General features: G+C 61.5%; 14 protein-coding genes. 5 read left to right on the top strand and 9 right to left on the bottom strand.

What is annotated here, in order from left to right:
* Nucleotides 1–147: 147 nt before the first annotated feature.
* From MA884_RS08160 to MA884_RS08180, 5 genes are all read right to left on the bottom strand, one after another.
* The gene (locus tag MA884_RS08160) at nucleotides 148–399 is read right to left on the bottom strand and encodes a YfhL family 4Fe-4S dicluster ferredoxin (protein ID WP_047226031.1); all 252 of its coding nucleotides are present in this window, start codon (nucleotides 397–399) and stop codon (nucleotides 148–150) included.
* Between the two features lie 136 nt (nucleotides 400–535).
* The gene (gene coaD / locus MA884_RS08165; protein WP_007897855.1) at nucleotides 536–1015 is read right to left on the bottom strand and encodes a pantetheine-phosphate adenylyltransferase; all 480 of its coding nucleotides are present in this window, start codon (nucleotides 1013–1015) and stop codon (nucleotides 536–538) included.
* Between the two features lie 115 nt (nucleotides 1016–1130).
* On the bottom strand, nucleotides 1131–2726 hold the full coding sequence (locus tag MA884_RS08170; RefSeq protein WP_256229961.1) for a GMC family oxidoreductase: 1596 nt from the start codon (nucleotides 2724–2726) through the stop codon (nucleotides 1131–1133).
* A 174-nt stretch (nucleotides 2727–2900) separates the two neighbouring features.
* Nucleotides 2901–3446: a twin-arginine translocation pathway signal protein gene (locus MA884_RS08175; RefSeq protein WP_256229962.1), complete on the bottom strand. Its 546-nt coding sequence runs from the start codon at nucleotides 3444–3446 to the stop codon at nucleotides 2901–2903.
* A gap of 27 nt (nucleotides 3447–3473) precedes the next feature.
* Entirely contained in the window at nucleotides 3474–4904 is a 1431-nt protein-coding gene (locus MA884_RS08180) for a coniferyl aldehyde dehydrogenase (RefSeq protein ID WP_256229963.1), read from the bottom strand.
* A gap of 148 nt (nucleotides 4905–5052) precedes the next feature.
* Between MA884_RS08180 and MA884_RS08185 the strand changes: the two genes are divergently transcribed.
* Complete coding sequence (locus MA884_RS08185) at nucleotides 5053–5724, top strand: TetR/AcrR family transcriptional regulator (RefSeq protein ID WP_256229964.1); 672 nt, start codon at nucleotides 5053–5055, stop codon at nucleotides 5722–5724.
* A 33-nt stretch (nucleotides 5725–5757) separates the two neighbouring features.
* Nucleotides 5758–6612: a sulfurtransferase gene (locus MA884_RS08190; protein WP_256229965.1), complete on the top strand. Its 855-nt coding sequence runs from the start codon at nucleotides 5758–5760 to the stop codon at nucleotides 6610–6612.
* Nucleotides 6613–6747: 135 nt separating this feature from the next.
* Here the strand turns inward: MA884_RS08190 and MA884_RS08195 are convergent, their stop codons facing one another.
* The 4 genes from MA884_RS08195 to MA884_RS08210 are packed head-to-tail and all read right to left on the bottom strand — an operon-like array spanning nucleotide 6748 to nucleotide 11216.
* Nucleotides 6748–7743, bottom strand: coding sequence for a hydrolase (locus MA884_RS08195; RefSeq protein ID WP_305518611.1), 996 nt, complete (start codon nucleotides 7741–7743; stop codon nucleotides 6748–6750).
* Between the two features lie 23 nt (nucleotides 7744–7766).
* Nucleotides 7767–8378: a 16S rRNA (guanine(966)-N(2))-methyltransferase RsmD gene (gene rsmD, locus MA884_RS08200; RefSeq protein WP_256229967.1), complete on the bottom strand. Its 612-nt coding sequence runs from the start codon at nucleotides 8376–8378 to the stop codon at nucleotides 7767–7769.
* On the bottom strand, nucleotides 8378–9868 hold the full coding sequence (locus MA884_RS08205; RefSeq protein WP_256229968.1) for a pitrilysin family protein: 1491 nt from the start codon (nucleotides 9866–9868) through the stop codon (nucleotides 8378–8380). Before MA884_RS08205 ends, rsmD begins: the two co-directional genes overlap by 1 nt.
* Entirely contained in the window at nucleotides 9861–11216 is a 1356-nt protein-coding gene (locus MA884_RS08210) for a pitrilysin family protein (RefSeq protein WP_256229969.1), read from the bottom strand. The genes MA884_RS08205 and MA884_RS08210 overlap by 8 nt, the downstream gene beginning before the upstream one ends.
* 344 nt (nucleotides 11217–11560) lie before the next feature.
* Here MA884_RS08210 and ftsY point away from each other — a divergent pair, with 344 nt between their 5' ends.
* The 3 genes from ftsY to ftsX are packed head-to-tail and all read left to right on the top strand — an operon-like array spanning nucleotide 11561 to nucleotide 14690.
* Entirely contained in the window at nucleotides 11561–13003 is a 1443-nt protein-coding gene (ftsY, locus tag MA884_RS08215) for a signal recognition particle-docking protein FtsY (protein WP_256229970.1), read from the top strand.
* Nucleotides 13000–13671: a cell division ATP-binding protein FtsE gene (gene ftsE / locus MA884_RS08220; RefSeq protein WP_024778908.1), complete on the top strand. Its 672-nt coding sequence runs from the start codon at nucleotides 13000–13002 to the stop codon at nucleotides 13669–13671. The genes ftsY and ftsE overlap by 4 nt, the downstream gene beginning before the upstream one ends.
* Nucleotides 13668–14690: a permease-like cell division protein FtsX gene (gene ftsX / locus MA884_RS08225; RefSeq protein ID WP_256229971.1), complete on the top strand. Its 1023-nt coding sequence runs from the start codon at nucleotides 13668–13670 to the stop codon at nucleotides 14688–14690. Before ftsE ends, ftsX begins: the two co-directional genes overlap by 4 nt.
* Nucleotides 14691–14724 lie beyond the last annotated feature (34 nt).

Genomic DNA, 14724 nt, shown 5'->3' on the forward strand with positions numbered 1-14724 from the left:
GTCGCTGTGGCTGCTGGCCTCATCGCGAGCAGGCTCGCTCCCACAAGGGATTTTGCTTAAGACACAAACTTTGTGAACACAGCGGGTCCCTGTGGGAGCGAGCCTGCTCGCGATGAGGCCGGCACAGACCCTACAAAACTACCTGGCTCAAACCTTGCCAGTAATCTTGCGATATTTCGCCATCAACTGTTCTTCCGTTTCCGGATGGGCCTCGTCCAGCGGGATGCAATCCACCGGGCAGACCTGCTGGCACTGGGGCTCGTCGTAATGGCCGACGCACTGGGTGCACAGGTTCGGGTCGATGACGTAGATCTCTTCGCCTTGGGAAATGGCCTCGTTCGGGCACTCGGGTTCGCAGACGTCGCAATTGATGCAGTCGTCGGTGATGATCAGGGACATGCAGGCTCCTGCCGGGGCGTGGGGCCCGGGCATCTGAAAAACGTATGTACGCAATTGTGCCGCATTGGCGAGCGCAGTGCACGCGGGCGCGATGGACTGCGCTGTGCTGGCTGCGAAGCGGATCGCAGCCAGCGGGTTATTTCTTGAAGCGCAGGGTCAACGCATCGGCCACTGCCGGGTGGACGAACTTGGTGATATCGCCGCCCAGCGCTGCAATTTCCCGCACCAGGGTCGAGGAAATGAAAGAGTAGCGCTCCGATGGCGTCAGGAACAGGCTTTCGACGTCCGGCGCCAACTGGCGGTTCATGTTGGCCAGTTGGAACTCGTATTCGAAGTCCGAGACCGCACGCAGGCCACGCAGGAACACATTGGCGTTCTTTTCCTTGGCAAAGTGCGCCAGCAGCGTCGAGAAACCGACCACTTCCACGTTGGGCAGATGCTTGGTGACCTCGCGGGCCAGCTCCACACGTTGCTCCAGCGGGAACAATGGGTTTTTCTTCGGGCTGGCGGCGACGGCAATGATCACATGATCGAACAGGCGCGAGGCGCGTTCGACCAGATCGCCATGGCCCTTGGTAATAGGGTCGAAGGTACCTGGGTACAACACTCGGTTCATCGCGTCGTCCTGGCGGGTGTCCGTTGGGGAGTCGGATGGTATCGCAGCCTACTCGGTCGGCCAAGTCGGCTTTGGGATAAGTAAGCACTATAGACGGTGCGAATCATCCGCAAACTCATGGGTGTTTCAAGCGAACGGCCAGGGACGTCGCCAATTGTGCCGTCAGCCCGTATACCGATAACTGCGGATTGGCGCCAATGCTGGTGGGGAACAGCGAGCCATCATGGATGGAAAGATTACTCAATTGATGATGGCGCCCAAGGCTGTCGGTGACGGCGCTTTTCGCCTCTTCGCCCATGGCGCAACCACCCATGACATGGGCGCTGCCCAGGCGCGTGCGGTACAGGGCAAGGTCCAGGCCGTCGATCAGCGTACGGGCCTGGGCCAGGGTGTTCACGTAGCGCGCGTCGCTGTGCATCGGCATGACTGCCCTGGCGCCGCCGGCAAACTGAATCTCGGCCATGCTGTGAAACGCCCGGCGCAAACCGTCCCAGGCGTAGGGCGACACTACATAGTCGAGCACAGGTGTGCCGTCGCTGCGCAATTGGACATTGCCGCCGGTGCTCTGCGGGTGAAAACCATCGCGTAGCAGCGCCAGCATGGCGTGGGTGTGGGGCAGTTGCGCCATGTGCTCGGCATTCTCGCTGCCAAACCCGCCCAGCAGCGCCGCGGCGAGGGCCGGGTGCAGGGGCGGGACTTCCAGTTTGTAGGACATCTTGCCGGTGGTGCCGTCCTGCCACTGGAAATGATCTGAATAAATCGATTGTGGCGCACCGTAGAACGGGTTGATCACCTCGTCGAATTGTCCAGCCGACATGTTCACCAGGTGCAGAAAGGTGCGTTTACCCAGGCACTCGTGTGGGTCCGGCGCGTCGGAGCGCAGCAGCAAGGCCGGGCTGTTGATAGCGCCGCCGGCCAGCACGTAGTGCCGCGCCCTGACCGTGACGCGCCGCCCTGTCGGCGCCACGCAGCGCTCGTCCATGGCCAGGCATTGCAGGCCGACAACCGTATCGTTTTTGATCGTCAACCGTTCGGCCCGCGCCAGGTAAAGCAGCGCGCCGCCCTTGTCCAGCGTGGCCGGGATGGTGGTGACCAGCATCGATTGCTTGGCGTTGGTCGGGCAGCCCATGCCGCAATAGCCCAGGTTCCAGCAACCGCGCACATTGCGCGGGATGACGTGCCAGCTATAGCCCAGTTGTTCACAGCCTTTGCGGATCACGTCGTTGTTGGCATTGGGCGGAACCTGCCAGGGCGCCACCCCAAGGCGCTGTTCCATTTTTTCGAACCAGGGCGCCATTTCCTCAGGGCTGTGGCCCTTGACGTTGTGCTCGGTCGCCCAGTGATCCAGGGTCTGATCGGGCGTGCGGAAACAGGAGGTCCAGTTTATCAGTGTCGTGCCACCCACCGCGCGACCCTGGAGAATGGTGATTGCGCCGTCCTTGCTCATGCGTCCGAGGCCTTCCTGGTAAAGGCTGGTGTAGGCCAGGTCCTCGAGCAGCTTGAAGTCATGACTGGTCTTGAGGGGACCCTCCTCGATCAACAAGACGTTGTAGCCGGCGGCGCTGAGGATTTCGGCCGTGGTGCCCCCGCCGGCGCCGCTGCCGATGATCGCCACGTCCGCTTCCAGGGTCAGGTCCTGGGCCAACTGCGCACCGTTGTAGGTAGTCCAGCCACGGGCCAGGCCTTCGCGGAAAGGGTCGGGTACGGGCATGTTTGGGGTCTCTTGTTGTGTCTGAGTGGGGGCGGCGCGCTTGAGTCAGCCATCGCGAGCAAGCTTTGCTCCCACAGGTGCCCGGCGATCCACTGGGGAGCAAGCTTTGCTCCCCCGCGTGCCCGACGATCCACTGTGGGAGCAAGGCTTGCCCGCGATAGAGCCAGCTCGGTTTCAAACCGCCGGCGGTCCAGGGTATCCGCAATGCGTCCAGGCCTCGGCCCGGCTGTACCAAGCCATCATGACCATTTGCAGCAACGAGCTGTGCCCTTGACGAAGCAGGTCCAGCGAGCTGTTTTCCCACCGAACGAGAAATTTTCGGATGTCATGGGCGCTGGCGTTTTCCCACGAGCTCCAGATCCCGGTCAGTGGTCCACGGGTGATGCTCAGCGTGAGCACGTCGAATAGCTGGTGCGTGAGTTTGAGCATCGACGGGGACAGATGAGCCAGGGTGGTGTCCAGGCTTTGCAAGGTCGCTTCAGCGGCGCCAGGGCGCTTCTCAGCGACCACGGAGCCGTCCAGCATCACGGGAATGACGGCTCGCAAAAACGCCAGGTCATCGTCACGCAGGGCTACAAGACCACTGGCCGAATGGCTGGGCCGGCAACCGCTCAGGCTGGCACCCAGCCCGACGGTGACCAGAAAAACGCTGGCCCCGACGCTGAACTGCAGCAGGCCGCGCCGTGACAGGGCGGGTGTATCGATCAGGCTTGGGTTCATTATTGTTATTACCCAAAAAGACTGCTGCTAGCGGATAAACAACTTCTGGATCAATTTCTGAAATGGCTTGCCGTAAGGCGGGTAAATCAGTTTTGCGGCGTTGAACCGCTGTTTGGTCAGTACGCCCTTGGCCTTGCTGAACGTCAGGAAGCCTTCGTGCCCGTGGTAGTGCCCCATTCCCGAGGCGCCAATGCCGCCGAAGGGCAGGTCGTCCTGGGCGACGTGCAGCAGCGTGTCGTTCAAGCACACGCCGCCGGAATGGGTCTCGTTGAGTACGCGATTGTGTTCGGCCTTGTTGTAGCCAAAATAGTAGAGCGCCAGCGGGCGAGGCCGCTGATTGATGTAGGCAAATGCCTGGTCCAGGCTCTCATAGGGCACGATGGGCAGCAGCGGACCGAAGATTTCGTCCTGCATGACGGTCATGTCATCGCTGACGTTGAGCAACAGGCTGTGGGCCATGCGCCGGCCCTGTCCCTGGTCGAACAACTCAATCAGCAACGCACCCTTGCTGGTGGCATCGCTGATGTAGCCGTTGAGCCGCGCCAATTGTCGTTCGTTGATGATCGCGGTGTAGTCCGGATTGTCAGTCAGGGTCGGATAAAACCCGCGAACCGCTTCGCGATACGCTTCAACAAATTCACCTACACGGTTCTGCGGTACCAGCACGTAGTCCGGTGCGACACAGGTTTGCCCGGCATTCAGGGTTTTGCCGAATGCGATGCGCTCGGCGGCGTCCTTGAGGGGCACGTCCGCGGATACGATGGCGGGCGATTTGCCTCCCAGTTCGAGCGTGACCGGCGTCAGGTTCTCGGCGGCGGCGCGCATCACGTGTTTGCCAATGCTGGTGGCGCCGGTGAACAGCAAGTGATCGAAGGGCAACCTGGAAAACGCCATGCCAACCTCGGCTTCGCCGAGCACCACGCATACCAGGTCCTGAGGGAAAATTCGCGCCAGCAATTGTTTGAGCAGCGATCCGGTGGCGGGGGTCGATTCGCTCAGCTTGAGCATCACCCGGTTACCCGCCGACAACGCCCCCACCAGCGGCCCGATGGCCAGGAACAGCGGGTAGTTCCAGGGCACGATGACCCCGACCACGCCCAGCGGTTGGTACACCACTTTGGCTGACGCCGGCTGGAAGGCCACGCCCACCTTGCGCCGGGAAGGTTTCATCCAACCCTTGAGGTGTCGGCTGGCGTGGTGGATGCCGTGCAGGCTCGGCATGAGCTCGGCCAGTAACGTTTCGTCCGCGCTGCGATGGCTGAAGTCCTGACTGATAGCGTCGATCAGTGCCTGTCGTTCATTGCTCAACAAGTCTCGCAACGCCTTGAGCCATTGCAGCCGCTGTTCGGCGGGCGGTATCGGATGGGCGGCATAGGCCTGGCGCTGGGCGTCGAAGAGCGTTTTCAGTTCGCCCACGTGCTGTTGAGATTCGTGCAGGTAAGCGACGTCGGCAGGCATGGGCGTGCACCGATATTATTAGAATGAGTGTTTTTTAGAGCTTGTGCTCTAAAAAGTCAACTGGCATCCGCGGCGCCTTTGGGTTTGTCCCGTGACCGATAGGTCGTAAGATGCCGGTCAATGCTTTCGTCGAATTAAAGCCCAAACCATGGCCATACGAATGAAAACCAGCGAGCGCATCGTGCAGAACAGCCTGGAGCTGTTCAATCAGCAGGGCGAGCGCAGCGTCAGCACCAACCATATCGCCGCCCATATGGATATGTCCCCGGGCAATCTTTATTACCACTTCCCCAACAAGCAGGCGATCATCGCCGTATTGTTCAGTGAATACGAAAACCTGGTGGACAGTTTCCTGCGCCCGCCCCAAGGCCGGGCGGCCACCGTCGAGGACAAGCGTTTCTATCTGCAGGAACTGATCTCGGCGATGTGGCGCTACCGCTTCCTGCACCGAGACCTGGAGCATCTGCTTGACAGCGACCCCGACCTTGCGGCGCGTTATCGTCGGTTTTCCCAGCGTAGCCTGATTCACGGCACCGCTATCTACGAAGGCTTCGTCGCTGCCGGTATCCTGAAAATGGACCGCGTGCAGATCGAGTCCCTGACCCTCAATGCCTGGATCATTCTCACGTCCTGGGTGCGCTTCCTATGCACCACACGGGAAAATTCCAACCACTTGAGCGAGCAAGCCATCAAGCGCGGTGTCTATCAAGTACTGGTGCTGGAGGCCGGTTTCGTAACGGATCAGGCCCGTGAATCAGTGGAGGCATTGTTCAAAGAGTTCTATGTTCCCCTGGCCCAGACCCTGGAAGAAGGGCCATAGGATTCAAATTCGATCGAGCCACAGGAGCCCGTTATGCCCATTGCGCAACTCATCAGTCCCCAAGCTCTGGAACACAGGAGGTCGCAGCCCGGGCTGGTGATCCTCGATTGTCGTTTTGCCCTGGAGGATTCGGACTATGGCCAGCGCAGTTACGCCGAGGGCCATATTGCCGGGGCATCCTTCGCCGACCTTGAGCGGGACCTGAGTGGACCGGTGACCAAAGGCGTGACCGGCCGCCATCCGTTGCCGGAGCCTGAAGCCCTGATGAAGTGTTTGCGGGCCTGGGGGATCGGCAACGACAGCGACATCGTTTTGTATGACGACGGCCCCGGTGCCTATGCCGCTCGGGCCTGGTGGTTGCTGGCCTGGCTGGGTAAACGCGATGGCGTATACATCCTCGACGGCGGGCTCAAGGCTTGGCATGCCGCCGGTTTGCCCTTGAGCCTCGATCCACCGGTGAACGGTCCCGGCACCTTCAGTGGTTCGCCGGACGCGACCCTGCTGCTCAGTGCCGAGGCGCTTGAGCAGCGCATCGGTCAGCCGGCCATGACTCTGCTCGATGCTCGGGCGTTACCGCGCTTCAAGGGCGAAGTCGAGCCGATCGATCCGGTAGCCGGGCATATCCCGGGCGCGCAGTGCGCGGCGTTCACGCAGAACCTGGATGCTAATGGTCGATTCCTGCCAGTCGACCAGCTCAAGAAGCGCTTCGCTGAAGCACTCGCAGGGCGCTCACCGACTGAGCTGGTGGCCTATTGCGGCTCCGGCGTGACGGCATGCCATAACCTGTTTGCCTTGTGTCTGGCAGGGTATCCGCTGGGGAGGTTGTACGCCGGCTCGTGGAGCGAGTGGATCACAGATCCCAAAAGGCAAGTGGCCGTCGGTGACTGAACGCGGTCCTTGTAGGAGCTGGCGAAGGTTCGGGCCGCGTTCGGACGATCTTTTGATCTTGATCTTTCGCTCTAGGACTCAAGTGGTCGTGGAAAGATCGCAGCCTCGTTGCACTCGTCAGCTCCTACAGGCCCGTTACAGGCCCGCCAGCCAGTTGGGGATTCGCCGCTCCAGATAATACCCCGGGTGCCGCAAGCTCCCGTCGACAAAGCCCACATGCCCGCCTTGTGCATGCAGTTCAAGCTGGGTAGAGGCTGACAACTCGCCAGGTTCGGGCAAGCTGTGGGGGAACACGAAAGGATCGTCACAGGCCTGGATGACCAGGGTCGGTGTGCTGATCTTGCCAAGAAAGTAGCGACTGGAGGCGCGGCGATAATAGTCCGCCGCGTCAGAGAAACCGTGCAACGGGGCCGTCACCCGCCCATCGAAGTCCCAGAAAGTGCGCATGTTTTCCAGCGGGCCCAGCGCCGCGAGGGTCGCCAGCCCTTCGTGGCGTCCGTCGTGCTGGAACTGGCGCTGCTTGTTGCGCACGTAGGCCACCATCTCACGCATGAAATGGGCCTGATAAAACCTGGAAAACCCCTGCCCGATGCGATCGGCACATTGGTCGAGGCGAAACGGTACCGACACCGCGACCGCTCCTTGCAACTGGCTGTCGCCACCCGTTTCCCCCAGGTGCTTGAGCAGCACGTTGCCCCCCAGTGAATAACCCACCGCAAACAGCGGTGCCAAGGGACGGCGGGCCCGCACATGGGTAATGGCGGCGGCCAGGTCTTCGCTGGCCCCCGAGTGATAGCTGCGGGGCAACAGGTTCGGTTCCCCCGAGCAACCGCGCCAGTTCAATGCAACACTGGCCCAGCCCTGACTGCCAAGAGCCTGTTGCAGACCGGCTACGTAAGGCGAGTTGGAAGAACCGGTGAGCCCGTGAAGCACCAGCACCAGTGGTGCATCGACTTGGTGGGGGCCATGCCAGTCGAGATCGAGAAAGTCGCCGTCTTCCAGCCACAGGCGCTCACGTTCCCGAGCGATGTGGGTGGTCTTGCGCCATAGCGGTCCCCACAAGGTTTGCAAGTGCGGGTTGCCAAGGCCCAGGGCCGGGACGAAACGTTCAGATGCAGCAGACACGATCATTTCTCGATGCACTGGCCAGCCGCTCAGCCAACGGCCTCTGCCCCACGTTGCCACAACGCGTAATACACCCGTCCGGATTTCTGTTCACGATGCAGGCGCCAGTTGCCCGGCAACCCCAGGGTGGACGGGGCGGCTTCGCTTTCAGTGTAGACCCAGGCATCGTCGGCCAGCCAATGACGTTCTTCGAGCAAGGTGCAAACGGCTGGCAGCAGGTTCTGATTGAAAGGCGGGTCGAGGAACACCAGGTCGAAGGGGGTCGCCGGTTGGCTGTCCAGATAGCGCAGCGCGTCGGCGGTCTGCGCCTGGCCGACGGTGCAGCGCAGTGTTCCCAGGTGTTCCTTCAGGCTGGAGACCGCCAGGCTGCTGGCGTCCAACGCCTGGCCCATGACGGCGCCACGAGACAGCGCCTCAAGAAACAATGCGCCGCTGCCGGCAAACGGATCGAGTACCCGAGCGCCAGCCACGTAGGGCGCGAGCCAATTGAACAAGGTTTCGCGTACCCGGTCCGGGGTTGGGCGCAGGCCCGGCGCGTCGGGGAAGCTCAAGCGCCGGCTGCGCCATTGGCCGCCGATAATGCGCAACTGGTTCACACCGTTGTGCACGGGTTTCTTGCTGGAATTGGATGGGCGGGCCATTAGTGCTCCGGAACCCCGAGCGGTTGCTCGGCAGGTTTTTCAGTGGGGGCCGGCAGCGGCTTTTGCGGCACGGTCGGGCCGGCGGTGACGATGACCATTTTATCCGTGCTCAGGTGTTTGTTCAGCGCGGCCTTGACCTGTTCGACGGTCAGCTCCTGGGACTGACGCATGAAGTCCTCCAGGTAGCTGAGCGGCAGGTTATAGAAGCCCATGGCTCCGAGCTGGCCGACGATGTCTTCGTTGCTGGCGGTGGACAGCGGGAAACTGCCGGCCAGCTCGCGCTTGGCATCATCGAGTTCTTTTTGGGTCGGGCCGTTTTTCAGGTAGTCGGCGAACACATCCTGCACCAGTTTCAGCGTGCCTTCGCTCATTTCGGCGCGTGTCTGCAGGTTGATCATGAACGGGCCACGGGCCTGCATCGGCGAGAAGCCGGAATACACACCGTAGGTCAGGCCACGTTTTTCCCGGACTTCGGTCATCAGTCGCGTGCCGAAACCACCACCGCCGAGGATCTGGTTGCCCAGGGATACGGCCGCATAGTCCGGGTCGTCCCGATCGATGCCCAGTTGCGCGAGCATCAGGTTGGTCTGCTTGGACGGGAATTCGATATGACCAATGCTCGCCTTCGGTTCAACCGCTTGCACGGTCTTCGCCAGCGCCGGGCCTTTGGGCAGCGCGGCGGATACCTGGTTGGCAATCGTTTCGGCTTCGGCGCGGGACAGGTCTCCCACCAGCGCAATCACCGCGTTGCCGGCGGCATAGGCCCTGGCGTGGAAAGCCTGGACCTGGGCCAGTGTGATCGGAGGAATGCTTTGGGCGGTGCCGTCACTGGAATGAGCATACGGATGGTCACCGTACAGGCGCTTCATCAACTCCAGCCCCGCCAGTTTGCCGGGGTTCTGCTTCTGGTACTCGAAACCGGCCAGCAACTGATTCTTGATGCGCGCAAAGGAGTCGGCGGGGAAGGTCGGTTTACCGACGACGTCGGCGAACAGCTTCAGCGCCGGCTCACGCTTGTCCACCGCGCTGAGACTGCGCAGTGACGCCAGGGCCATGTCCCGCAAGGCACCGTTGCCGAAGTCGGCACCGAGGCTTTCGAACCCTTGGGCAATGGCGCTGACGTCCTTGCCCGCTACGCCCTCATTGAGCATGGCGTTGGTCAACAGCGCCAACCCGGGTGTATCGCCGTCCTGACTGCTGCCGGCGGCAAATGTCAGGCGCAGGTCGAACATTGGCAATTCCCGGGCTTCGACGAACAACACCTTGGCGCCGTCGGCGGTTGTCCAGGTTTGTACGTCGAGCTGGCGACGGCTGGGGGCCTTGCCGTCCAGTTCGGCCAAAGATTGCAGCTTGTTGCTGGCCTTGGCTTTGTCCAGTGCCTGGCTGGCGTTGGTGTCATTGGATGGCGACAGGTAAAAGGCCAGGGCGCCGATCAGGGCGACCAACACCACAGCGATCAGCACCAGGCGCGGTGATTTGCGCTCACTCATGAGCTTTCTCCTCGGGCAGGACGTGCGCGACGCTCAGGCGCGAGCGGGTGAAATACAGCTGGGCTGCCTTCTGGATATCTTGCGGGGTCACGCTTTGCAGTTCGGCGAGTTCGGTGTCCATCAGTTTCCAGGACAAACCGACCGTTTCCAGTTGGCCGATGGCGGTGGCCTGGCTGGTGATCGAGTCGCGTTCGTACACCAGGCCGGCGATGACCTGGGCGCGGACGCGCTCCAGTTCCTCGGCGGTCGGGGCAGTGGTTTTCAACTGCTCAAGCAGGCGCCACAGACCGGCCTCGGCCTGGGCCATGGTCTTGTTTTTCTGGGTGTTGGGCGTGGCCGACAAGGTGAACAGCGTGTCGCCACGGGTAAAGGCGTCGTAGCTCGACGAACCGCCGGACACCAGCTCTTCGCCGCGTTCCAGCTGGGTCGGGATCCGCCCGCTGTAGCCGCCGTCCAGCAAGGCCGAGATCAGCCGCAGGGCATTGACCGAGCGTTTGTCGGTGGTGGTGGCGATACTCGGCACGTTGAAGGCCAGCATCAGGCTTGGCAGTTGGGTCTGCACATGCAGGGTAATCTGCCGCTCGCCGGGCTCGGCCAGCTCCAGAGGGATTTTCGCCGGTGGCACGTCGCGCCGGGCAACCGGGCCAAAGTAACGCTGGGCCAGCGTCTTGACCTCGTCGGGCGTGACGTCGCCGACCACCACCAAGGTTGCGTTATTCGGCGCGTACCAGGATTCGTACCAGTGGCGCAGTTCCTGGACTTTCATCCGCTCCAGGTCGGCCATCCAGCCGATGGTCGGCGTGTGATAGCCGCTGGCCGGGTAAGCCATGGCCTTGAAGCGCTCGTAGGCCTTGGACATGGGCTTGTCGTCGGTGCGCATGCGGCGCTCTTCCTTGATCACCTCGATCTCGCGGCTGAACTCCTCCGGCGGCAGACGCAGGCTGGCCATGCGATCGGCTTCCAGTTCGAAGGCAACGCCCAGGCGATCGCGGGCCAGCACCTGGTAATACGCGGTGAAGTCATCGCTGGTGAAGGCGTTCTCCTCGGCGCCAAGGTCGCGCAGGATCAGCGAGGCTTCCCCGGGGCCGACTTTCGAGCTGCCCTTGAACATCATGTGTTCCAGGGCGTGGGACAAACCGGTCTGGCCCGGGGTTTCATAACTGGAGCCAACCTTGTACCAGACTTGGGATACCACCACCGGCGCCCGATGGTCTTCACGGACCACGACCTTCAGGCCATTGTCGAGGGTAAATTCATGGGTGGGTTGTGGATCGGCAGCCAAGACTGAAAAAGGCAGACAAACTGTGCTGAGCAGCAGGCCTGCAGCACGGCGGGCAAGAGCATTCATTCGTGTTTAAACCTGTTGGGCTGCCCGCTAGGTCTTAGCGTCGGCGGGCGAGAGGGTGCTAGGATACTGATCCGTTTTACTGGCGGCCACGCCTATCGGGTCTTTTCTCGGCCCGGGGTTGTTTGGGTTCCCGGAAGAAGCCCTGGGTTTGTTCGTGGATCCCAGCGTTTTCGCCGATGATGCCGTGCCAGTCCTTCGAAAAAATCGACCTTGAGGTGTCCTGGGGACAACTCGACAAAATGTTGCGCGTGAACAAGCTGGGTGAAACGCAGTCTGTTCAGCATCGAATATTTATCACCGAGGCGCCCTGATGGCGCGTCGCTACCGTGAGATAGCCGTCCTCCATGTTTGGTTCCAACGACGACAAGAAAACCCCAGCTGCGGCTGGCGAGAAAAAAGGCCTGTTCGGGTGGCTGCGCAAGAAGCCGCAGGAAACCGTCGTCGAACAGCCGCAACCGCTGCCTGAGCCCGACGCCGAGGCGGCGGCTGAACAAGCTGCCCCCATTGTTCTGCCGATTGTCGAGCCGGTATTGCAACCGGCCGAGCCTGAGCCTGAGCTGAGCGCTGAACCGGCGGCAGAGCAACCGCTGACCCCGCCCGAAGGGCAAACCCCCTGGCTGACCTTGCCCGTGGCGGAAGAGCCGGTAGGGCTGGTGGAGGACGTCCAGGCGCCGCATATCGCCCCGCCGATTCCGGTATTGACGCAGGCTGTCGCGCCCCCGGTCGTAGAGCCGCTCGTCGAAATGTCAGCACCTGCCATTCCACCCGTCGCTGCCCCGGCCGCCCCTGAACCGGAGCCCGTTGCAGTTGAATTGCCAGCTCTCGCAGAGCCCGTGCCTGCCACCGAAGAGAACAAGGTCGGGTTCTTCGCCCGCCTCAAGCAAGGCCTGTCCAAGACCAGCGCCAGCATCGGCGAAGGCATGGCCAGCCTGTTCCTGGGCAAGAAAGTCATCGATGACGAATTGCTGGAAGACATCGAAACCCGCTTGCTGACCGCCGATGTCGGCGTCGAGGCGACATCGGTGATCATCCAGAGCCTGACTCAAAAGGTGGCGCGCAAGCAGCTCACCGACGCCGGCGCTTTGTACACGTCTCTGCAGGGCGAGTTGACCAACATGCTCAAGCCGGTGGAGCAGCCGCTGGTGATTGCCTCGCAGAACAAGCCGTTCGTAATTCTGGTAGTGGGCGTCAACGGCGCCGGCAAGACCACGACCATCGGCAAGCTGGCGAAGAAGCTGCAGCTTGAGGGCAAGAAAGTCATGCTCGCCGCCGGTGACACCTTCCGCGCCGCCGCGGTCGAACAGCTGCAAGTGTGGGGCGAGCGCAACAAGATCCCGGTGATCGCCCAGCACACCGGCGCCGACTCCGCTTCAGTGATTTTCGACGCCGTGCAGGCCGCCAAGGCCCGTGGAATCGATGTGCTGATCGCCGACACGGCCGGTCGCCTGCACACCAAGGACAACCTGATGGAAGAGCTGAAGAAGGTTCGCCGGGTGATCGGCAAGCTCGATGCCGACGCGCCCCATGAGGTGCTGCTGGTGCTGGACGCCGGTACCGGCCAGAACGCCATCAACCAGGCCAAGCAGTTTAACCAGACCGTCCAACTGACCGGACTGGTCCTGACCAAGCTCGACGGGACTGCCAAGGGCGGGGTGATTTTCGCCCTGGCCAAGCAGTTTGGCCTGCCGATTCGCTACATTGGCGTGGGTGAAGGCATCGACGATCTGCGCACCTTTGAAGCCGAGCCCTTTGTCCAGGCATTGTTTGCCGAGCGGGAGCATTCATGATTCGTTTCGAACAGGTCGGTAAACGCTATCCGAACGGTCACGTCGGCTTGCATGAGCTGAGCTTTCGGGTCCGTCGTGGCGAGTTTCTGTTTGTCACCGGCCACTCGGGCGCCGGTAAAAGTACCTTGCTGCGCCTGCTGCTGGCGATGGAGCGGCCCACCACCGGCAAACTGCTGTTGGCCGGCCAGGACCTGAGCACCATCAGCAATGCCCAGATTCCTTACTTGCGTCGGCAGATCGGCGTGGTGTTCCAGAACCACCAGTTGCTGTTCGATCGCACGGTGTTCAACAACGTAGCGTTGCCGTTGCAGATCCTTGGCCTGTCCAAGGCCGAGATCAACAAGCGCGTGGATTCGGCGCTGGAACGTGTTGCCCTGTCGGACAAGACCGATTTGTACCCTGGCGACCTGTCCACCGGTCAGCAACAGCGCGTGGGCATCGCCCGCGCCATCGTCCATCGCCCGGCCTTGCTGCTGGCGGACGAACCTACCGGTAACCTGGACCCACGTCTGGCGGCTGAAATCATGGGTGTATTCGAAGACATCAATCGCTTGGGCACCAGCGTGTTGATTGCCAGTCACGACCTGGCCCTGATCGCGCGCATGCGTCATCGCATGCTCACCTTGCAACGCGGTCGACTGATCGGTGACGGGGAGGCTGGCGTATGAGTGCGACCCGTAGCCCCAAGGTCGCCGAACGTGTGGCCCCGAAAGCCTCCGATCCGCAGCCGTCAAAGAAAAAACGCGACGATGACGACGGTCCGGATTTCGCGACACTGTTTCACGCCTGGGTCGAAAGCCATCGCGCCAGCCTGCTCGACAGCCTGAAGCGCCTGGGCAAGCAACCGATCGGCAGTTTTTTCACCTGCATGGTGATGGCGGTGGCCCTGAGTTTGCCCATGGGCCTGTCATTATTGCTAAGTAATGTGGAGCGCCTGGGCGGCTCCTGGCAGCGTGCGGCGCAGATTTCCCTGTACCTGCAACTGGACGCGAGCCCGGGCGAAGGTCAGGCGTTGCGCGAGCAGATCAAGGTCATGCCGGGTGTGGCCGACGCCGAATACATTGGTCGCGAGCAAGCGCTGGAAGAATTCCAGCAGCAGTCCGGCTTGGGCGATGCTCTCAAGGAACTGCCGGAAAACCCGCTGCCAGGTGTGGTACTGGTGACTCCGGACGAAGTCGACAAGCCGACCCTTGAAGCATTAAGACAAAGACTTTCCGAGTTGCCGAAGGTACAACAGGCGCAACTTGATCTAGTCTGGGTCGAGCGTCTTGCGGCGATCCTCAAGCTCGGTGACCGGTTTGTCTTCGGTCTGACGGTGCTTCTGGTTTCTGCATTACTTTTGGTGATAGGCAATACCATTCGTCTTCATATTGAAAACCGCCGCACCGAGATAGAAGTGATTAAACTCGTCGGCGGTACGGACAGTTATGTGCGCAGGCCCTTCCTTTATATGGGGGCGCTGTATGGCTTCGGTGCCGGGATTCTGTCCTGGGGCGTATTGGCGTTTGGCCTGGACTGGCTGAATGACGCGGTAGTGGGGCTGGCCGGTTTGTACGGCAGTGATTTTTCCCTGGCCGGAGTACCAGCCGCCGACGGTCTGTCGCTCTTGCTTGGCGCGGTGCTGTTGGGTTATATCGGTGCATGGATTGCGGTAGCACGCCACTTGCGTGAGCTTGCTCCAAAATAGTGTTTTTTGCGCGTATTGACCTTTCGGTTTTTGT

It is taken from the genome of Pseudomonas sp. Q11 (assembly GCF_024494355.1).
GTDB classification, from domain to species: Bacteria; Pseudomonadota; Gammaproteobacteria; order Pseudomonadales; family Pseudomonadaceae; genus Aquipseudomonas; species Aquipseudomonas hefeiensis.